The organism is Pseudomonas sp. GNP013 (assembly GCF_054343995.1).
This window is the reverse complement of record NZ_JBTGUT010000001.1, coordinates 778,933-797,574: the sequence shown is the minus strand read 5'-3', so window position 1 is coordinate 797,574 and position 18,642 is coordinate 778,933. Positions and strand designations below refer to the sequence as shown.

The 18,642-nt window shown below is 60.8% G+C and carries 17 protein-coding genes and 1 tRNA gene; 8 read left to right on the top strand and 10 right to left on the bottom strand.

Translation table 11 applies throughout. From position 1 onward, the window contains the following. Positions 1-12 precede the first annotated feature (12 nt). From ACXX81_RS03640 to ACXX81_RS03605, 8 genes are all read left to right on the top strand, one after another. The gene (locus ACXX81_RS03640; RefSeq protein ID WP_458571222.1) at positions 13-1,362 is read left to right on the top strand and encodes a CoA transferase; all 1,350 of its coding nucleotides are present in this window, start codon (positions 13-15) and stop codon (positions 1,360-1,362) included. A gap of 385 nt (positions 1,363-1,747) precedes the next feature. Beyond that, positions 1,748-2,110: a DUF5064 family protein gene (locus ACXX81_RS03635; RefSeq protein ID WP_209984215.1), complete on the top strand. Its 363-nt coding sequence runs from the start codon at positions 1,748-1,750 to the stop codon at positions 2,108-2,110. 110 nt (positions 2,111-2,220) lie between these two features. Then, complete coding sequence (gene gcsR / locus ACXX81_RS03630) at positions 2,221-3,729, top strand: transcriptional regulator GcsR (protein ID WP_209984218.1); 1,509 nt, start codon at positions 2,221-2,223, stop codon at positions 3,727-3,729. 307 nt (positions 3,730-4,036) lie between these two features. Beyond that, the gene (gcvH, locus tag ACXX81_RS03625) at positions 4,037-4,420 is read left to right on the top strand and encodes a glycine cleavage system protein GcvH (protein WP_322214377.1); all 384 of its coding nucleotides are present in this window, start codon (positions 4,037-4,039) and stop codon (positions 4,418-4,420) included. Positions 4,421-4,430: 10 nt separating this feature from the next. After that, on the top strand, positions 4,431-7,271 hold the full coding sequence (gene gcvP, locus ACXX81_RS03620) for an aminomethyl-transferring glycine dehydrogenase (protein ID WP_458571221.1): 2,841 nt from the start codon (positions 4,431-4,433) through the stop codon (positions 7,269-7,271). A gap of 53 nt (positions 7,272-7,324) precedes the next feature. After that, the gene (gene gcvT / locus ACXX81_RS03615) at positions 7,325-8,449 is read left to right on the top strand and encodes a glycine cleavage system aminomethyltransferase GcvT (RefSeq protein WP_458571220.1); all 1,125 of its coding nucleotides are present in this window, start codon (positions 7,325-7,327) and stop codon (positions 8,447-8,449) included. A 392-nt stretch (positions 8,450-8,841) separates the two neighbouring features. After that, positions 8,842-9,054 (top strand): cold-shock protein, encoded by a 213-nt coding sequence (locus ACXX81_RS03610; protein ID WP_003237709.1) that lies wholly within the window; start codon positions 8,842-8,844, stop codon positions 9,052-9,054. A 94-nt stretch (positions 9,055-9,148) separates the two neighbouring features. Then, positions 9,149-9,637: an RDD family protein gene (locus tag ACXX81_RS03605; protein ID WP_231423802.1), complete on the top strand. Its 489-nt coding sequence runs from the start codon at positions 9,149-9,151 to the stop codon at positions 9,635-9,637. A 69-nt stretch (positions 9,638-9,706) separates the two neighbouring features. Here ACXX81_RS03605 and nadA read toward each other — a convergent pair whose 3' ends face one another. From nadA to tolQ, 10 genes are all read right to left on the bottom strand, one after another. Further along, complete coding sequence (gene nadA, locus ACXX81_RS03600) at positions 9,707-10,765, bottom strand: quinolinate synthase NadA (protein WP_458571219.1); 1,059 nt, start codon at positions 10,763-10,765, stop codon at positions 9,707-9,709. A gap of 221 nt (positions 10,766-10,986) precedes the next feature. Then, positions 10,987-12,549 carry a lactate dehydrogenase gene (locus tag ACXX81_RS03595; RefSeq protein WP_458571218.1) on the bottom strand — a complete coding sequence of 521 codons (1,563 nt, stop codon included), beginning with the start codon at positions 12,547-12,549 and terminating at the stop codon, positions 10,987-10,989. Between the two features lie 150 nt (positions 12,550-12,699). Beyond that, a tRNA-Lys gene (locus ACXX81_RS03590) sits at positions 12,700-12,775 on the bottom strand. A gap of 111 nt (positions 12,776-12,886) precedes the next feature. Next, a complete protein-coding gene (queE, locus tag ACXX81_RS03585; protein WP_209984235.1) occupies positions 12,887-13,534 on the bottom strand; it encodes a 7-carboxy-7-deazaguanine synthase QueE in 648 nt (215 codons plus the stop codon). Between the two features lie 164 nt (positions 13,535-13,698). Next, on the bottom strand, positions 13,699-14,532 hold the full coding sequence (gene ybgF / locus ACXX81_RS03580; RefSeq protein ID WP_458571217.1) for a tol-pal system protein YbgF: 834 nt from the start codon (positions 14,530-14,532) through the stop codon (positions 13,699-13,701). A 6-nt stretch (positions 14,533-14,538) separates the two neighbouring features. Continuing rightward, positions 14,539-15,039 carry a peptidoglycan-associated lipoprotein Pal gene (pal, locus tag ACXX81_RS03575; protein WP_003209827.1) on the bottom strand — a complete coding sequence of 167 codons (501 nt, stop codon included), beginning with the start codon at positions 15,037-15,039 and terminating at the stop codon, positions 14,539-14,541. Between the two features lie 59 nt (positions 15,040-15,098). After that, positions 15,099-16,379: a Tol-Pal system beta propeller repeat protein TolB gene (tolB, locus tag ACXX81_RS03570; protein ID WP_032871425.1), complete on the bottom strand. Its 1,281-nt coding sequence runs from the start codon at positions 16,377-16,379 to the stop codon at positions 15,099-15,101. Between the two features lie 17 nt (positions 16,380-16,396). Continuing rightward, entirely contained in the window at positions 16,397-17,470 is a 1,074-nt protein-coding gene (tolA, locus tag ACXX81_RS03565; RefSeq protein ID WP_003237694.1) for a cell envelope integrity protein TolA, read from the bottom strand. Continuing rightward, entirely contained in the window at positions 17,470-17,922 is a 453-nt protein-coding gene (tolR, locus tag ACXX81_RS03560; protein ID WP_162276088.1) for a protein TolR, read from the bottom strand. The genes tolA and tolR overlap by 1 nt, the downstream gene beginning before the upstream one ends. Before the next feature lie 23 nt (positions 17,923-17,945). Further along, positions 17,946-18,641, bottom strand: a complete 696-nt coding sequence (tolQ, locus tag ACXX81_RS03555) for a protein TolQ (RefSeq protein WP_003237690.1) — start codon at positions 18,639-18,641, stop codon at positions 17,946-17,948. Position 18,642: the final 1 nt, after the last annotated feature.

Here is an 18,642-nt window from a genome sequence, read left to right as displayed (position 1 = left end):
GGAGGGCCCTAGATGACTGACCTGCTCAACACCATCCAAGCCGCACTCGCACTGCCCGCCACCGCGCCGACCTTCAACGGGGCTGGCGCCCTGCCCTCGGCCTTCGCCGTCACTGACCTCGCCAGCGCCAGCATCGCCGCCGCCGGCCAGGCCGTGGCCCGTTTGATCGAACAACAGACCGGGCGCCTGCCCGAAGTGAGTGTCGATCGACGTCTGGCGTCTTTCTGGTTCGCCTCCTCGGTCCGCCCGCAGGGCTGGCAGGTGCCACCGCTGTGGGACGCCGTCGCCGGCGACTACGCCAGCGCCGATGGCTGGATTCGCCTGCACACCAATGCGCCCCATCATCGCGCCGCGGCCGAACGGGTACTCGGCAAGGTGGCCGACCGTGCCGACATGGCCGGGAAAGTCGCCCGCTGGAATGCCGCCGAACTGGAAGAGGCGATTGTGCAGGCCAACGGTTGCGCCGCGCAGATGCGTTCCGCGCAGGACTGGCAACGTCACCCCCAGGGGCTGGCGGTGAACAGCGAACCACTGGTGCAGCGCGAGACCTTTGCCGCTGCCCGCGAAACGCCCTGGCTCGGATCCATTGCGCGGCCGCTGGCCGGTGTCAAGGTGCTGGACCTGACCCGCGTATTGGCCGGTCCCGTGGCCAGCCGCTTTCTCGCAGGATTGGGCGCGGACGTGTTGCGCATCGACTCACCGACGTGGAACGAGCCGGGAGTGGTGCCGGACATGACCCTGGGCAAACGCTGCGCCCGTCTGGACCTCAAGCGCAGCGACGATCGCCAGGTGTTCGAGGGCTTGCTCAAGGACGCCGACATGCTGATCCACGGCTACCGCGCCGATGCCCTGGAACACCTGGGCTACACGGCGGCTGAGTGGCAGGCGCTGGCCCCCGGACTGATCGACGTCGGCCTCAATGCCTACGGCTGGAGCGGCCCGTGGCGCAATCGTCGCGGGTTCGACAGCCTGGTGCAGATGAGCTGCGGAATTGCCCAGGCGGGCATGGCCTGGAAACAGGCCGACACACCGGTGCCGCTGCCGGTGCAGGCATTGGATCACGCGACCGGTTATCTGATGGCGGCCAGCGCCCTTCAGGCCTTGAGCGAGCGCCTGCGATCAGGGCGTGGCGGTTCGGCGCGCGTGTCCCTGGCGCGAACGGCGAAGTGTTTGCTGGAGGCGGGACACGTACCGGAGCAACCGGCATTGCGCGCCGAAGAGCCCGGCGATCAAGGCCTGGTGGTGGAGCAGACCGCCTGGGGCCCGGCGCATCGGCTGCTGGCACCGCTCAACATCAGCGGCACGCCGTTGCAATGGGATTTGCCGGCGCAGGCATTGGGCTCGCACCGGGCGCAGTGGTAAACCTGTATCTGCGCCTATCAAATACCGATTGCGCATGCGTTATTTCAGGCAACCCCCCTCTTTGTGGCGAACGGGCTTGCCCCGCGTTGGGCTGCGCAGCAGCCCCCAATCAAGCAAAACGCGGTGTACCTGATACGGCTCAGCGTCTGGTTTTGGGGCTGCTGCGCAGCCCAACGCAGGACAAGCCTGCTCGCCACAGGGAATCTGCGCTTAACTGAACAGCATTAGGGCAAGCCCGCTCGCCACAGAGTCTCCCGTTTGCCGCGCGACAGCGTTGAGTCCAAATTTAGCGGAGACTCCCACCGTCGGATCGCATTTCAACGGCTGTACGCGGTCAGAGCTGTGGGAGCGGTTCACCTATCTGTGACATAGAGGAGAGATGCCGATGGCCACCTTTGAACCTGGACACCTGCATGTCGAGCGCCATGCGCTCAACCAGGACGACTACAGCTACAACCTGCACATCGATTACGAAGTCAGCCAGGACCCCAAGGAAGGCGCGGGCATGCTGTTCAAGCTGCACGGCTCGGTACAGGGCAAGGACCTCAACGAGGCGTTCTTCCTGCCCAAGGACCAGGCCTTCGATTTTGCCCGGCACGCCATGCACATCGCCTACAGGTACGGCATGCCGAAAACCGCGGTCTTGAATGGCACGATGCACAAGCAATACGACCAGATGTTCGAGGATGTGCGCCATCAACTGGACGTGAAGTCCGGTGACCCGGTCAAACCCGAGCACCTGGAGTAGGAACACCGCCACTCCCCTGTGGGAGCGGGCTTGCTCGCTCCCACATTTTGATCCCCGTCATCTGCAAGGCATACTTGCCGCCTCCCGCTCCCCAGAATGACTAGCGCCCCATGCGTATCCACGTCAGCTTTATCGACCGCGTCGGCATCACCCAGGAAGTCCTGGCCCTGCTCGGTGGGCGCAATCTCAACCTGGATGCGGTGGAGATGGTGCCGCCCAACGTGTATATCGACGCGCCGACCCTCAGCGCTGCGGTGCTGGAAGAGCTGCGCGACGCGCTGTTCAGCGTGCAGGGCGTGCAGTCGGTGACGGTGGTCGACATCCTCCCCGGCCAGCGCCGGCACCTGCAACTCGATGCGCTGCTGGCCGCCATGACCGACCCGGTGCTGGCCCTGGACAGCGCGGGCAAGATCCTGCTGGCCAACCCAGCGTTGATCGCGCTGTACGGACGCGAACCTGCCGGCGAAAGCATCAGTGAGCTGTTCAGTGACCCGGCGCTGCTCGACGCCTTGCTCGAACACGGCTTTCGCCTGCCCTTGCGCGAGATCAGCGTCAACGGCCAGACCCTGTTGCTGGACGCCACGCCGATCACCGATGCCGGCGCACTGCTGACCCTTTACCAGCCCAACCGCATCGGCGAGCAATTGTCGGCGCTGCACCATGACCATGCCGAAGGGTTTGATGCGCTGCTGGGGGAATCCGCGGTGATCCGCACCTTGAAAGCGCGTGCGCAGCGGGTGGCGGCGCTGGATGCACCGCTGCTGATCCAGGGTGAAACCGGCACCGGCAAGGAGCTGGTGGCCCGTGCCTGCCATGCGATCAGCGCGCGGCACAGTGCGCCGTTCCTGGCGCTCAACTGCGCGGCGCTGCCGGAGAACCTCGCCGAAAGCGAGCTGTTCGGCTACGCCCCCGGCGCGTTCACCGGCGCCCAGCGCGGTGGCAAGCCGGGGCTTATGGAGCTGGCGAACCAGGGCACGGTGTTTCTCGATGAGATCGGCGAAATGTCGCCATACCTGCAGGCCAAGTTGCTGCGCTTTCTCAACGACGGCAGCTTTCGTCGAGTGGGCGGAGATCGCGAGGTGAAGGTCAATGTGCGCATCCTCAGCGCCACCCACCGCGATCTGGAAAAAATGGTCAGCGAGGGCACCTTTCGCGAAGACCTGTTCTACCGCCTCAATGTGCTCAATGTCGAAGTGCCGCCGCTGCGTGAGCGCGGCCAGGACATTCTGCTGCTGGCGCGCTATTTCATGCAGCAGGCCTGCGCGCAGATCCAGCGCCCGGTATGCCGCCTGGCACCCGGCACCTACCCGGCCCTGCTGGACAACCGCTGGCCGGGTAATGTGCGCCAGTTGCAGAACGTGATCTTTCGCGCCGCCGCCATTTGCGAAAGCAGCCTGGTGGACATTGGCGACCTGGATATCGCCGGCACGTCCGTGGCGCGCCAGAGCGACGGCGAGGTCGAGAGCCTGGAACAGGCAGTGGAAGACTTCGAGCGCGACCTGCTGGACAAACTCTACAGCCGCTACCCCTCGACCCGCCAACTGGCGAGCCGGTTGCAGACCTCCCACACGGCTATCGCCCATCGCCTGCGCAAGTACGGCATTCCCAACAAACCCTGAAGCTGTGCACCGATCAAAATGTGGGAGTGCACTTCGGCCTTGAGTTTTGGTCCAGGAACGACATCCAGTGTACTGAAAGCGCTACAGCGGAACGATATCGATACACCCGCTGTTTTGACGCGCCCTGCAAGGCTTTGATCCACATAGGCTTTTTTTCACAGCCCCACCCGTAACGATATCGCTACACACAACGCCTCCAACGTTATATTCATATTTATCAACTCATTGATTTATATGGAATTATTCATATTGGCCGCAATATTGCTAACCAACTCCCATCATTCCGATTCTGGCCCCAGGAGTTTCCATGAGCGAGTTGCGTTTCACTGAAGATCACGAATGGCTGCGCGCCGAAGCCGACGGCAGCGTCACCGTGGGTATCACCGCTTTCGCGCAGAACGCGCTGGGTGATGTGGTTTTCGTGCAACTGCCGGAGTTGCAGGCCTACACCAAAGGCGCTGAAGCCTCCACCGTAGAGTCGGTGAAAGCGGCCAGCGGCGTGTACATGCCGCTGGACGGCGAAGTGCTGGAAGTGAACGACAAGCTCGATGGCAGCCCGGAGCTGGTCAACGAAGACCCGATGGGCGAAGGTTGGTTCTTCCGCTTCAAACCGGTCGATGCTGAAGCGGTCGCCAAATTGCTCGATCAGGACGCGTACGATCGCCTGATCAAAGCCAACGCTGAAGCTTGAGGAGCCCACCATGACCATCACTCTCGGCACTGCCAACGAATTCATCGCCCGCCATATCGGCCCGCGCCCGCAGGACGAGCAGCACATGCTCGCCAGCCTGGGTTTTGACTCCCTCGAAGCCCTCAGCGCCAGCGTGATCCCGGAAAGCATCAAGGGCACCAGCGTGCTCGGCCTGGAAGACGGCCTGAGCGAAGCCGAGGCCCTGGCCAGGATCAAGGCCATCGCCGGCAAGAACCAACTGTTCAAGACTTACATCGGCCAGGGCTACTACAACTGCCATACGCCGTCGCCAATCCTGCGCAACCTGCTGGAAAACCCGGCCTGGTACACCGCCTACACCCCTTACCAGCCGGAAATTTCCCAAGGCCGTCTGGAAGCGCTGCTGAACTTCCAGACCCTGATCAGCGACCTCACCGGCCTGCCGATCGCCAACGCCTCCCTGCTCGACGAAGCCACCGCTGCCGCCGAGGCCATGACGTTCTGCAAACGCCTGAGCAAGAACAAGGGCAGCAATGCCTTCTTCGCGTCGATCCACAGCCACCCGCAAACCCTTGACGTACTGCGCACCCGAGCCGAGCCACTGGGCATCGACGTGGTGGTGGGCGATGAGCGCGAGCTGAACGACGTGAGTGCCTTTTTCGGCGCGCTGCTGCAATACCCGGCCAGCAACGGCGATGTGTTCGACTACCGTGAGCTGACCCAGCGCTTCCACGCCGCCAATGCGCTGGTGGCCGTAGCCGCCGATTTGCTGGCACTGACCCTGCTGACCCCGCCGGGCGAGTTCGGCGCCGACGTGGCCATCGGCAGCGCGCAACGCTTTGGCGTACCGCTGGGCTTCGGTGGCCCGCACGCGGCTTACTTCTCCACCAAGGATGCGTTCAAGCGCGACATGCCGGGCCGTCTGGTCGGCGTTTCCGTCGACCGTTTCGGCAAGCCGGCCCTGCGCCTGGCCATGCAGACCCGCGAGCAACATATTCGTCGCGAGAAAGCCACCAGCAACATCTGCACTGCCCAGGTGCTGCTGGCCAACATCGCCAGCATGTACGCCGTGTACCACGGGCCCAAGGGCCTGACCCAAATCGCCCAGCGCATTCATCACCTCACTGCGATCCTCGCCAAAGGCCTCACTGCTCTGGGCCTGAAGGTGGAGCAGCAACACTTCTTCGATACCCTCAGCCTCCACACCGGCGCCAACACCACCGCCCTGCACGACAAGGCGCGCGCCCAGCGCATCAACCTGCGCGTGGTGGATGCCGAGCGCGTGGGCCTGTCGGTCGACGAAACCACCACCCAGGCCGATATCGAAACCCTGTGGTCGATCTTCGCCGATGGCAAACCTGTGCCGGCCTTCGACAGCGAGATTACAGGCCGTCTGCCTGCCGCGCTGCTGCGCACCTCAGCGATCCTCAGCCACCCGGTGTTCAACCGTTACCATTCCGAAACCGAGCTGATGCGCTACCTGCGCAAGCTGGCCGACAAGGACCTGGCGCTGGACCGCACCATGATCCCGCTGGGCTCGTGCACCATGAAGCTCAACGCCGCCAGCGAAATGATCCCGGTGACCTGGGCCGAATTCGGTGCCCTGCACCCCTTCGCCCCGGCCGAGCAAAGCGCCGGCTATCTGGAGCTGACCGCCGACCTGGAAGCCATGCTCTGCGCGGCCACCGGCTACGATGCGATTTCGCTGCAACCGAACGCCGGTTCCCAGGGCGAATACGCAGGCCTGCTGGCCATTCGTGCCTATCACCAGAGCCGTGGCGATGAACGTCGCGACATCTGCCTGATCCCCTCGTCGGCCCACGGCACCAACCCTGCTACCGCCAACATGGCCGGCATGCGCGTGGTGGTTACCGCCTGCGACGCTCGCGGCAACGTCGATATCGAAGACCTGCGTGCCAAGGCCATCGAGCACCGCGACCACCTCGCCGCGCTGATGATCACCTACCCGTCCACCCACGGCGTGTTCGAAGAAGGTATCCGCGAAATCTGCGGGATCATTCACGACAACGGCGGCCAGGTGTACATCGACGGCGCCAACATGAACGCGATGGTCGGCCTGTGTGCACCGGGCAAGTTCGGCGGCGACGTGTCCCACCTGAACCTGCACAAGACCTTCTGCATCCCCCACGGCGGCGGCGGCCCGGGCGTTGGCCCGATTGGCGTCAAGTCGCACCTGGCGCCGTTTCTGCCGGGCCACGCGGCCATGGCACGCAAGGAAGGCGCGGTGTGCGCGGCGCCGTTCGGCAGTGCAAGCATTTTGCCGATCACCTGGATGTACATCAGCATGATGGGCGGCGCAGGCCTCAAGCGCGCTTCGCAGTTGGCGATCCTGAATGCCAACTACATTTCCCGTCGCCTCGAAGAACACTACCCGGTGCTCTATACCGGCAGCAACGGCCTGGTGGCCCACGAATGCATCCTCGACCTGCGTCCGCTCAAGGACAGCAGTGGCATCAGCGTGGATGACGTCGCCAAGCGCCTGATCGACTTCGGCTTCCATGCGCCGACCATGTCGTTCCCGGTAGCGGGCACGTTGATGATCGAGCCGACCGAAAGCGAATCACGGGAAGAACTGGACCGCTTTTGCGAGGCCATGATTGCCATCCGTGAAGAGATCCGCGCAGTGGAAAACGGCACGCTGGACAAGGATGACAACCCCCTGAAAAACGCCCCGCACACCGCGGCGGAGCTGGTTGGCGAGTGGAGCCACCCGTACAGCCGTGAACAGGCGGTATACCCGGTTGCGTCGCTGATCGACGGCAAGTACTGGCCGCCGGTTGGGCGCGTGGACAACGTGTTCGGTGATCGCAACCTCGTGTGCGCCTGCCCGTCCATCGAAAGCTACGCCTGAGCTGGGAGGGAGCTTGCTCCCTCTCACACTTCGCACTTTTCCAGGAGCTGAACATGTCCACCGACAATTTATTGAAAACGCCCTTGCACGCCCTGCACCTCGAACTCGGCGCACGCATGGTGCCCTTCGCCGGCTACGACATGCCGGTGCAATACCCGCTGGGCGTGATGAAGGAACACCTGCACACCCGTGAGCACGCCGGGTTGTTCGACGTGTCCCACATGGGCCAGATCCGCCTCAGCGGCGCCAATGCCGCCAAGGCCCTGGAAACCCTGGTGCCGGTCGACATTATCGACCTGCCGGTGGGCATGCAGCGCTACGCGATGTTCACCAACGAGCAGGGCGGCATTCTCGACGACCTCATGGTGGCCAACCTCGGTAACGACGAACTGTTCCTGGTGGTCAACGCCGCCTGCAAGGATCAGGACCTGGCGCACTTGCGCAAACACATCGGTGATCAATGCAGCATCGAACCGCTGTTCGAAGCGCGCGCGCTGCTGGCCCTGCAGGGCCCGGAGGCGGTAAAGGTACTGGCGCGCCTGGCGCCGGAAGTCACCCGCATGACGTTCATGCAGTTCGCCAGCGTTCGCCTGCTGGGGGTTGATTGCTACGTGAGCCGTTCGGGCTACACCGGTGAAGATGGATTTGAAATCTCCGTACCCGCCGCCAATGCCGAAAGCCTCGCGCGCAGCCTGCTGGCCGAAACCGAAGTGCAGCCCATCGGCCTCGGCGCCCGCGACTCCCTGCGCCTGGAAGCCGGCTTGTGCCTGTACGGCCATGACATGAACACCGACACCACGCCGATTGAAGCGAGCCTGCTGTGGGCGATCTCCAAGGCACGTCGTAGCGATGGCGCTCGCGCCGGCGGCTTCCCGGGCACCGAACACATCTTCAACCAGCAACAGGCCGGCGTAAACCGCAAGCGCGTAGGCCTGCTGCCCCAGGAACGGACACCCGTGCGTGAAGGCGCAGAGATCGTCGACGAACAGGGCACCGTTATCGGCAGCGTCTGCAGCGGCGGTTTTGGCCCGAGCCTGGGGGGTCCATTGGCAATGGGTTATCTGGACAGCGCCTTCACTGCGCTGGATACCGAGGTGTCAGCATTGGTGCGTGGGAAAAAGGTGCCATTACGTGTAAGTAAAGTGCCATTTGTGCCGCAACGTTACTACCGTGGCTGATTGACCGTTCCTATAAGTAACGCGGTTGCGTTAACGCGCACTAAACTGTCACGCAACCGCCATAAAACAGTGCATCGTCGATAGACTTTCTTATAGGCAATCCCCTATAACAAGTGAACTTCTCTATCGAATAAGGTCTCTCTGGTTTGTTGATCAAAGTGCCACGTGGCCTAGTAAATACTGGGGGTTTGGCAGGGCTTGTTTTTTCTGCGTTAGTTGGCGTAGAGTTTGTCCACTGTGTTTGCATGGGTCGCTTGGAACCTGGACCTGGGCAGTAGCTGCTGTAGTTTGCTACAACCCGTTCGACGTCTCTTACTTTCCTGCAACCCAGCCCAGTGCTCTTTCATGTGAAAGGGGCTGTCATTAATTTTTAGCGTCAAAGGAAAGAAGAAATGTCCACACGTCAGAGCGGTACCGTCAAGTGGTTCAATGACGAAAAAGGGTTTGGTTTTATCACGCCAGAAAGCGGTCCGGATCTGTTCGTGCATTTCCGCGCCATCCAGGGCAACGGCTTCAAGAGCCTGAAAGAAGGCCAGAAAGTAACTTTCGTTGCTGTGCAAGGCCAGAAAGGCATGCAGGCTGACGAAGTACAAGCAGAAGGCTGATCGCGCCTGCAACAAAAAGCCCCTGATATGACATCAGGGGCTTTTTTATGGACGCGAATCCGTAAACTGGGCGTTTTCCTGCGAGAGCCCTGCCATGCCCAAGCCCCTGCTGAGCCCCCAGGGCGCGTTCCCCGCCGCCGGCCTGGGTCGTCGCCTGGCAGCGATGCTCTATGACGCTCTGTTGTGCACTGCGCTGCTGATCGTCACCGCTTTTATCTACACGCTGGTGTGGATTGCGTTCGTGGGGGAAGCGAACATGCGCACGCTCAGCGAGTCCGGCGCGCTGGACGGTGACCCGATACTGTCGACCCTCCTGCTGTTTGTGCTGTTCGGCTTTTTTGCCAAGTTCTGGACTCACTCCGGGCAGACACTGGGCATGCAGGTCTGGGGCGTGCGCGTGCAGAACGCCGACGGCTCGCGTATCAGCCTGTGGCAGGCGCTGTTGCGCTTTATGGTATCGATTGCGTCGTGGCTGTGCGTGGGGCTTGGGTTCGTCTGGTCATTGTTCGATAAGCACAAACGCAGCTGGCATGACATCTACTCGGACACGCAACTGGTGCGAATCCCCAAGCAGAAAAAATAATCCCGAAATAATGAAAATCCAAATGTGGGAGCAAGCTTGCTCCCACATTTTAGCGATGTCCGGCTGGCGTCAGGCGTTGCCGGCCAGCTTGAGCCGCGCAGCCTGGGTGAAATCCAGCATGCGCTTGAGCGGGCGCACCGCATGGGGGATCACCGACGGCTCGACGAATATCTCGTTACTGCCCTCACGCAAGCACTGCAACGTGCGCTCCAGGGTATTCATCGCCATCCACGGGCAGTGCGCGCAACTGCGGCATGCGGCGCCGTTGCCCGCTGTGGGCGCTTCGACAAAAACCTTGTCCGGGCACAGCTGCTGCATCTTGTAGAAGATGCCGCGGTCCGTCGCCACGATGAAGGTCTTGTTCGGCAGGCGCTGCGCTGCAGCGATCAGTTGGCTGGTGGAACCCACCGCATCCGCCAGTTCGATCACGGCGGTCGGCGACTCGGGGTGCACCAGGATCGCAGCGTCCGGGTACAGCGCCTTCATGTCTTCGAGCTGCTTGGACTTGAACTCTTCGTGGACGATGCAGGCACCGTCCCACAGCAACATGTCGGCGCCGGTCTGACGCTGAATATAGGTGCCCAGGTGCTTGTCCGGCCCCCAGATGATGGTCTCGCCGTTGTCCATCAGGCTCTCGACGATTTCCAGCGCGCAGCTGGAGGTCACCACCCAGTCGGCACGGGCTTTGACCGCTGCCGAGGTGTTGGCATACACCACCACGGTGCGCTCGGGATGCTGGTCGCAAAACGCCGAAAACTCATCCACCGGGCAGCCAAGGTCCAGGGAGCAGGTGGCTTCCAGGGTCGGCATGAGGATGCGCTTTTCAGGGGTGAGGATCTTGGCGGTCTCGCCCATGAAACGCACGCCGGCCACCAGTACGGTTTTGGCCGGGTGAGCAGCGCCGAAGCGCGCCATTTCAAGGGAGTCGGAGACGCAGCCACCGGTTTCTTCGGCCAGGGCCTGAATCACCGGATCGCAGTAAAAGTGGGCAACCAGCACCGCGTCCTGAGCGTTGAGCTCGGCGGCGATAGCGACGCGCAGGGCGGCCTCTTCGTCGGCGCTGAGGGCCTTGGGCGCCTTGGCGTCGAGATGGGCTTGAACCAGTAGGCGTTCGGAAATGTACGTCATGTTCGCAAGACCTGCAGGCGCAGTTGCGCGAAAGTCGAGTGTACCACCGGCTCTGGAGCCCTTCGGGCGCCGCCGGACGAAGTGATTGTGTTCATCAAGCACGGGTGAAGCTGCGCAAGGCTACAGAATATCGAATCGATTCAAAAGCCTAATCTGGCGCTGACGTGCGCATCTGTCAGGCCTAAAAACAGGAAACCGGGTTTCCTGTTTTATGGACGTTGTCAGCGCGACAGGGCGGAGGGATCTTCCTGCAGCAGCACAGCGGCATGCATGTGCGCCAATGCCTCCTTGAGCGTGGGCTCTTCCAGCGCCTCCCTGGACTTATTGCTTTCCCGTGCCGCGTGTTCCAGCAATGTCACGTAGTCACGCCTGGCCGAAGCGTGCCGGGGCACAAACGTCTCGTCGACCTGCTTGCCCATCACGTATTTTTGCGTACGCGTATCCTGGCTTGCGGACTGCGAGACAGAGGCCCGGGTAAGCATTCCTTCCTTATACCCCAGATGGGTCGAGCTGCTGGCCGTGTCCTCGACCTGCACATAAAGGTAATTCTGCGATTCGGCCGTGGTGTCGAGCGCGGGGTTTAGGGTGCCGTTCAGATCCTTGTGGAAACTGGCGGACAGGCTCGATTGCTGATCCTGGGTCACGCTGCGGTCCAACGTGCTGCTGCCACCCACGCGGGTGTTCTGCGCCACGTCGTAGGCAAAGCTATCGACCTCGGACGGACGCATCGGGTTGGAAGCCTCGCTGGCCTGTTTGATCGATGCCTTGAAGTCAGCCAAGCCACTGAGCAAGCGCTGATCTGCCGGATTGCGGGTCAGGGCCTCGGGTGCAGCGGCACCTTGAGGATAATTGCTGTTCATGGCGCTGAACGCGTCCTTGAACATGCTCATCAATGGCGCCTTGGCATTGCCCCGCTCCTGCACTCGATCAAACTGAGCCAGGTAGCTTTTCAGCGCCTTGGCCTGTTGTTGAGCTTCGCCGAGGATCGCAGCGTTTTTCAGGTCCACCGCGAGGCTCAATTCGCCATCCGCACCGCTCATGCGGGTGGTACGGCTCTGGTTGTCGGCGTGAAACGCAAGGGTCTGCTGCTGCGTGTCCGCTATCTCCAACCTGGCGTTGAGGTCGACGGATGCCAATATTCCGGAATCGAACCGGGTCAGGCCGCCCAGATCGAGCTTCGGCGGCACGGCGGTCAGCCCGTCGACCGCTGCCTGGAACGCGCTGCTCAACTGACCGACGGCCTTGAGCTCATCGTCGCTCAAGGTGCCACCGTCCACAGTGGCCTGAACGCCCAGGCCATCGCTCTGGCTGGATAAACTGAAGGTGATGGTCTTGCCGCTGGCGGTCTTGATGTTAAGGCTGACCAGATTGTCGGCCTTACTGTGCAGCAGCGACTGACTGAGCTTGAGCTCGCCGGCACTTTCTGCGCCTTCATAGCGTACCGACTGGGAAATATCCGTACCGCCCACGGCAAACTGAGCCACCAGACTGTCGCCCAGGCCTTTGAAGCGGTTGGCAATGGATAATGCGTTGAAGTTGGTATTGATCGCCTTGCTCAGGGTGTCATGACTGTCACTCTCCCAAGCCAGCGCCGGGGCCTGGCCGGGCAGTTGCCCACGCACAGAGTAGGTGCTGGAGAGCGTGTCGGATACCACGTTGCCCAGACTGACGACGGATGAAGGTCGATCAGCAACAGGGGTATCGCGTGGCTGGGCGGCAAGTGGTTGACCCGCAAGACGCAGAATCGGGCTGAGGCTGGAGCTGATGGGTGAAAGCGTAGTCATGACGATCCCTGTCGTGAGTTGAGCAGTCTCCAATTTAACCAAGATGGGGTGCAATTGACAGCGGGTTGATTTTGACTTTTCAACCAGGCAAAAAAAAACCCGGAAATCCTCACTTTCGTGGGCCTTCCGGATTTTCTAAACCGCCAAATATGGTGGGTCGTGTGGGATTCGAACCTACGACCAATTGGTTAAAAGCCAACTGCTCTACCAACTGAGCTAACGACCCGCTGTGTGGTGGCGCGTATAATACTGATTTCTAAGGATTATTCAACACCTTATTTGAAATAAATCAGAAATACCGCGTTGCATCTGCAATTGTGGCCGTTTTCAGGCCCTCTCAGCGGCCAGGCTCGTCGTTCCACAGGTACTTGTGCAACTGCAATTGCAGACGCACCGGCAGGTTGTCCGCCACTACCCAGTCTGCCAGGTCGCGGGCGTTCAGGTCGTGATGGCTGGGAGAGAACAGCACTTCACCGGCGCGACGGTCCAGGCCATATTGGATCAGTTTGGAGTTGGCCCAGTCGTAGTCTTCACGGGAACAGATGACGAACTTGACCTGATCGTTGGCCGTCAGCAAATCCAGGTTCTCGTAGAGGTTACGGTGTGCTTCCCTGGAGCCCGGTGTTTTGAGGTCGACCACGCGGCTTACACGCGGGTCGACAGCGGAGATATCCAGCGCACCACTGGTTTCCAGAGACACCTCGTAGCCGGCGTCGCACAACTGCTTGAGCAAAGGGATGGCATTCGGTTGGGCCAGAGGCTCACCGCCCGTTACACAGACGTAGCGCGGCCGGTAGCCGGCAACCTGCTCGAGGATGTCGTCGAGGGTGCGCACGGTGCCGCCGCTGAAGGCGTAAGCGCTGTCGCAGTACTGGCAGCGCAACGGGCAACCGGTGAGGCGCACAAAAACCGTGGGCAGGCCGGCGGTTCGCGTTTCACCCTGCAACGAGTAAAAAACTTCGGTAATACGTAATGTGTCTTGCATAGTCGCCACGGGCGTAACAGCTAAACAGGCTGTCCGCCTCCGTCAGGCACTTCAAGGGGTTGCGCCAATGCGCCGACCCCAGGAAGCGGGTGTCATAAAAGGGCGTGGATTCTAACGAAAAAACCCGCGCCAGGCGCGGGTTTCTTCTGAACGGACTGCATGGCTTACAAGCGCTGCAGATCCCGCTGGGCCAACTGCGCAGCTGAGGTGCCCGGATATTGGGCCACTACCTGCTGCAGAATGCCTTTGACCTTGTCGGTATGACCCAGGCGGCGTTCTACGTCAGCGAGTTTGTACAGCGAATCCGGCACCTTGGCGTGCTTGGGGTACAGCTGGCTGACCTTGGCAAACGCCTGGCCGGCACCTTGCAGGTCACCCTTGGCCAGGTTGACCTCGCCCAACCAGTATTGGGCATTGCCCGCATACTGGCTGTTTGGGTATTTACGCAGGAAAGCGGCAAATGCCTGGCTCGCCTTGTCGAAATCCTTGGCTTTGATCAGGTCGAAGGCTGCATCGTAATACAGTTTTTCCTTCGCCGGATCGCCCGGTTCGCTGCTCGCGGCAGGGGCCTGGCTGGCAGCCGCCCCTGCTGCTGCACCACCGGCAGCGGCACTTGGCGCGCCACCGGCAGAAGAATTATCAGGAGTAACGGCAGGTGTTACGCCGGCTCCAATACGTCGATCAAGATCCTGGTAACGCTCCAGGCCTTCTTGCTTGAGCTGATTCACTTGATTCTGCAGAACTTCAATGGTGCCTTGTTGCTGCGCCAGTTGATCCTGCATGCGTTGCAGCTGATTGAACAGTTCGCCCTGTGCCGAAGGGGCGGACGTCGCCGCCCCCCCGGCATAGGCGCCGTTCGTGCCATAACCCGCTGGCGGATAGCTGCTCCCGCTATTGTTATAGCCTGAGTTGCTGTCCGTTACAGGAACCGCAGCCCACACCGCAAGCGGTGCGAGGCTGAGAGCCAATACAGTTAGAGCACGACGGCACGTTCGCATGACGAATTACTTACGCAGTTCGACGCGACGGTTTTGAGCCCAGGACTGCTCGTCGTGGCCAGTAGCAACTGGACGCTCTTTACCGTAGGAAACCAGTTCCAGTTGGCCTGGAGCAACACCTTGCAGTACCAGGTAGCGCTGAACGGCTTTCGCACGACGCTCGCCCAGTGCCATGTTGTACTCACGAGTACCACGTTCGTCGGTGTTACCTTCCAGAACAACGCGAGCGCCGTTAGCTTTCAGGTCCTTGGCGTGAACGTCCAGAGCGCGCATGGCTTCTGGTTTCAGGTCCGAACTGTCGTATTCGAAGTAGAAAGTGGTGATAGCGCGCAGAGCAGCTTCTTCGCTCAGGGAGCCGTCAACTGCACCCGTGTTAGCGCCGTAACCAGCGTTTGGATCAACAGCTGCGCCTTCACCGGCGTTGTCGCCGCCTTTGGACGAGCAACCAACGGCTACGGACAGAGCCAGAGCCAGAGCAGCAAACTTACCAAACTTCAGCATTTCCATCGTGAAACTCCTAATGAACCCCAGTGTGTTAAGCAAATCTCTTTTTTTGTAGCGCCGCGTCAGTTCAGGTAAGGGGACCAGGATGGTTCTCTGACTTCGCCTTGTGCGGTAGGAAGCGGGAGCCTTACGCGTCCATTAATGGACACGAGCATCAAGACTCCCCGGCCCTGCTGGCGGGTGGCGTAGATTACCATGGTGCCGTTGGGCGCAACAGTGGCTGACTCATCAAGGTTGGTATCTGTAAGGATTTTTACGGTTCCACGCTGCAAATCCTGGGCCGCAACCCGGAAATTAGTGAAACCATCCTGACGGTGAATCATCACCAACGTCTTTTCATCGGCCGAAAGCTTCGGATTAGCATTGTAGTTGCCAATGAAGGTTACGCGTTCTGCGCCACCACCACCCACGCTCGTTTTATAGATCTGTGGCTTGCCGCCCCGGTCCGAGGTGAAGTAGATGGTCGAACCATCCTTGCCCCAGAACGGTTCAGTGTTGATGCCAGGACCGCTGGTCACGCGGCTGATCTGGCGCGAAGCCATGTTCATCACGTAGATATCCGGGTTGCCGTCCTTGGACAGCACGAACGCCAGGCGCGAACCATCCGGCGACCAGGCCGGCGCACCGTTGAGGCCTTCGAAGTTGGTGATCTGCTCACGACGCCCTGTGTCGATGTGCTGGACGAAGATGCGCGGGCGCTTCTGCTCGAACGAGACATAGGCAATACGCTTGCCATCCGGTGCAAAACGCGGCGACAGGATCGGCTCACGCGATTGCAGCAGGGTTACGGCGCGTGCACCGTCGTAATCCGAGCGCTGCAGCGTGTAACGGGTGTTGTCCACCGAGAAACGCTCAGCCGTGACATACAGCAGGCGCGTGGAGAACGCCCCTTTGATGCCGGTGAGCTTTTCAAACGACTGGTCCGAAATGTAGTGGGCCATGTCGCGCAGTTGCTCGGCAGTGCCCGACACGCTGCCGGTCAAAACCTGCTGCTCGGTGGCCACGTTGAACAAGGTGTACTGGATCTGCAGACGACCGCCGGCCGGCGTGATGCTGCCGACCATCAGGTACTGCGCGCCCACTGCTTTCCAGTCACGGAAGCTGACTTCGCTGGCCTGGGTTGGCTGGCTGATCATGTTGCCTTTTGGAATCGGTGCGTAGTAGCCGGAGTTGCGCAGGTCGTCGCTGACGATCTGGGCCATGTCATCCGGCAGCACGCTGCCGCCCTGCCAGCCGAACGGCACCACCGCGATCGGGGTGGCCCGATCACTGCCGCTGGTTACCAGGATGTTCTTTTCATCCGCCGCCGCTATCCCTGCCATACAGCAAATAACGACAAGCATTCCTCGAAGAAGGTTTCTCACAAGGCTAGATCCTCAGGTGTGAATGTCATCTTGAATGAACGATAGGGAGCGAAGTCGCTTGGTTTCATTCCCTGCATCTCGGTCAACCGGCCAATGTTCTTGACCGCGGCAACCGCCGAACTGTCGAACGAACCGTCACCACTGGACTTGGCCACGCTGACCGAAGTCACCGTACCGTCCGGCAACATGCCGATCTGCAGCACTACTGTCATGCCTTTACGTGCCGAAGGTGGACGTGTCCAGCCTTCTGCTGCCCGTGCCCGAATCAGGTCGTCGAAACTGCCCGCTACTTCATCGCCACGCTCATCGGCCAAGGCTTGCTGACGCTGCGGCGTGTCGGAGAGCAAATCTGCCAGGGCCTGAGCCTTTTTCTCTTCGGCGGATTTACGCGCTGCTTCCTGGGCCTTCTTCTTGGTGGCGTCGGCGGCAGCTTTCTTCTTCGCGTCGTCGGCGACTTTCTTCTTCGCCTCGTCTGCTTCAGCTTTTTTCTTGGCGTCTTCGGCGGCTTTCTTCTTCGCGTCTTCGACAATCTTTTTCTTGGCTTCTTCAGCGGCCTTTTTCTTGGCCTCTTCTTCAGCAGCTTTTTTCGCTTCTTCTTCAGATTTCTTCTTGGCTATATCAGCCAATTGTTTCTCTTCAGCTTTTTTAGCTTCGGCAGCTTTGTCGGCTTTCTTGGCTTCATCAGCCTTTTTGGCCTCGTCGGCTTTCTTCGCTTCGTCAGCCTTTTTCGATTCCTCGGCCTTTTGAGCCGCCTCTTCTTTCTTTTGTTCCGCAGCCGCCTTCACCGCTTCCTGCTCGACCTTCTTCTGTTCCATCTGCTCGACTTCGGTCTGGCGCGCGGCCGACTTCTGGGCCTCACCCGCAATCTTCTGATTGGTCTGGGTGGTAGCCTGACTTTTCGATTTCAGTTGATACAGGGTCGCCTGCACGATCGGCTTGGCCGGCGGCAGGTCCGGGGTCATGGCAAAGCTGACGAACAGCATGCCGAACACCAGCACGTGCAGGGCTATCGCCCACACGCCAGGCCAGAAGAAGCTTTCCGAGGCGGACGGCTCTCGCTGTTGCTGCATCAGGGCGCCTCGGTGATCAGGCCAACGTTACCGACGCCGGCCTTCTGCAGCCCGCCCATGGCGCCCATGACGGAGCCGTAGTCAACCGATTTGTCGCCGCGGATGAAGACCTGGGTGCGCTTGCCGCCTTCGTTGCCGGAGCGAATGATCTTGGTCACCGCATCGGTCATCGCCGGCAGGGTCAGGGCCTTGTCCTGCTGTTTCTGGGTGTCGACTTCGCTGCCAAGGTTCCAGTAATAGGTCTTGTCGGACTTGATCGAAATGGTCAGCACCTGCGTGTTGTTGTCCTGCGGCAAGGCTTCACTGGAAACCTTGGGCAGATCAACCTTCACGCCCTGGTTGAGCATCGGCGCGGTCACCATGAAAATCACCAGCAGCACCAGCATCACGTCGATGTAGGGCACTACGTTCATCTCGGCGACCGGCTTGCGCTTTTTGCGCGCTCGAGCGATTAAAGCCATTGGGAATTACCTGCTTATTCTTCGCTGGTGTGCACTTTACGGTGCAGGATCGCCTGGAATTCATCGGCGAAGGTGTAGTAACGGCCGATCAGCGTTTCGCTGGTGGCAGCAAAACGGTTGTAGGCGATGACTGCCGGGATCGCCGCAAACAGGCCGATTGCGGTGGCGATCAGCGCTTCGGCGATACCCGGGGCCACGGTGGCCAGGGTCGCCTGCTGGGCCTGGGCCAGGCCGCGGAACGAGTTCATGATGCCCCACACGGTGCCGAACAGGCCGATGTACGGGCTGACGGAACCCACAGTGGCCAGGAACGGCAAGCTTTGCTCAAGCTTCTCTTCTTCACGGGAAATGGCGACGCGCATGGCACGGGCCACGCCTTCCATGACGGCTTCCGGATCGACGCCGGGCTGCTGACGCAGACGGGAAAACTCCTTGAAACCGGCACGGAAGATCTGCTCCACACCCGAATCCGGGTCCGGGTTGCTGCCAGCCTGACGGTACAGCTTGGACAGGTCGATACCCGACCAGAAGCGCTCCTCGAAGCTCTCCAGGGCACGTCGACCGGCACGCAGCATGTTGCTGCGCTGGAAAATCATGACCCAAGAGGTAACCGATGCGGCTACCAGGGTCAGCATGACCAGTTGAACCACAACACTGGCATTGCTGACCAGGCTCCACATGGAGGAATGGTCGACGACGGTAGGTTCCACG

Bases quoted from the DNA above. Each gene is read 5' to 3' on its own strand.
- ACXX81_RS03640 (WP_458571222.1), top strand. From the start codon at position 13: ATGACTGACCTGCTCAACACCATCCAAGCCGCACTCGCACTGCCCGCC.
- ACXX81_RS03635 (WP_209984215.1), top strand. From the start codon at position 1,748: ATGGCCACCTTTGAACCTGGACACCTGCATGTCGAGCGCCATGCGCTC.
- gcsR (WP_209984218.1), top strand. From the start codon at position 2,221: ATGCGTATCCACGTCAGCTTTATCGACCGCGTCGGCATCACCCAGGAA.
- gcvH (WP_322214377.1), top strand. From the start codon at position 4,037: ATGAGCGAGTTGCGTTTCACTGAAGATCACGAATGGCTGCGCGCCGAA.
- gcvP (WP_458571221.1), top strand. From the start codon at position 4,431: ATGACCATCACTCTCGGCACTGCCAACGAATTCATCGCCCGCCATATC.
- gcvT (WP_458571220.1), top strand. From the start codon at position 7,325: ATGTCCACCGACAATTTATTGAAAACGCCCTTGCACGCCCTGCACCTC.
- ACXX81_RS03610 (WP_003237709.1), top strand. From the start codon at position 8,842: ATGTCCACACGTCAGAGCGGTACCGTCAAGTGGTTCAATGACGAAAAA.
- ACXX81_RS03605 (WP_231423802.1), top strand. From the start codon at position 9,149: ATGCCCAAGCCCCTGCTGAGCCCCCAGGGCGCGTTCCCCGCCGCCGGC.
- nadA (WP_458571219.1), bottom strand. From the start codon at position 10,765: ATGACGTACATTTCCGAACGCCTACTGGTTCAAGCCCATCTCGACGCC.
- ACXX81_RS03595 (WP_458571218.1), bottom strand. From the start codon at position 12,549: ATGACTACGCTTTCACCCATCAGCTCCAGCCTCAGCCCGATTCTGCGT.
- queE (WP_209984235.1), bottom strand. From the start codon at position 13,534: ATGCAAGACACATTACGTATTACCGAAGTTTTTTACTCGTTGCAGGGT.
- ybgF (WP_458571217.1), bottom strand. From the start codon at position 14,532: ATGCGAACGTGCCGTCGTGCTCTAACTGTATTGGCTCTCAGCCTCGCA.
- pal (WP_003209827.1), bottom strand. From the start codon at position 15,039: ATGGAAATGCTGAAGTTTGGTAAGTTTGCTGCTCTGGCTCTGGCTCTG.
- tolB (WP_032871425.1), bottom strand. From the start codon at position 16,379: ATGCTTGTCGTTATTTGCTGTATGGCAGGGATAGCGGCGGCGGATGAA.
- tolA (WP_003237694.1), bottom strand. From the start codon at position 17,470: ATGCAGCAACAGCGAGAGCCGTCCGCCTCGGAAAGCTTCTTCTGGCCT.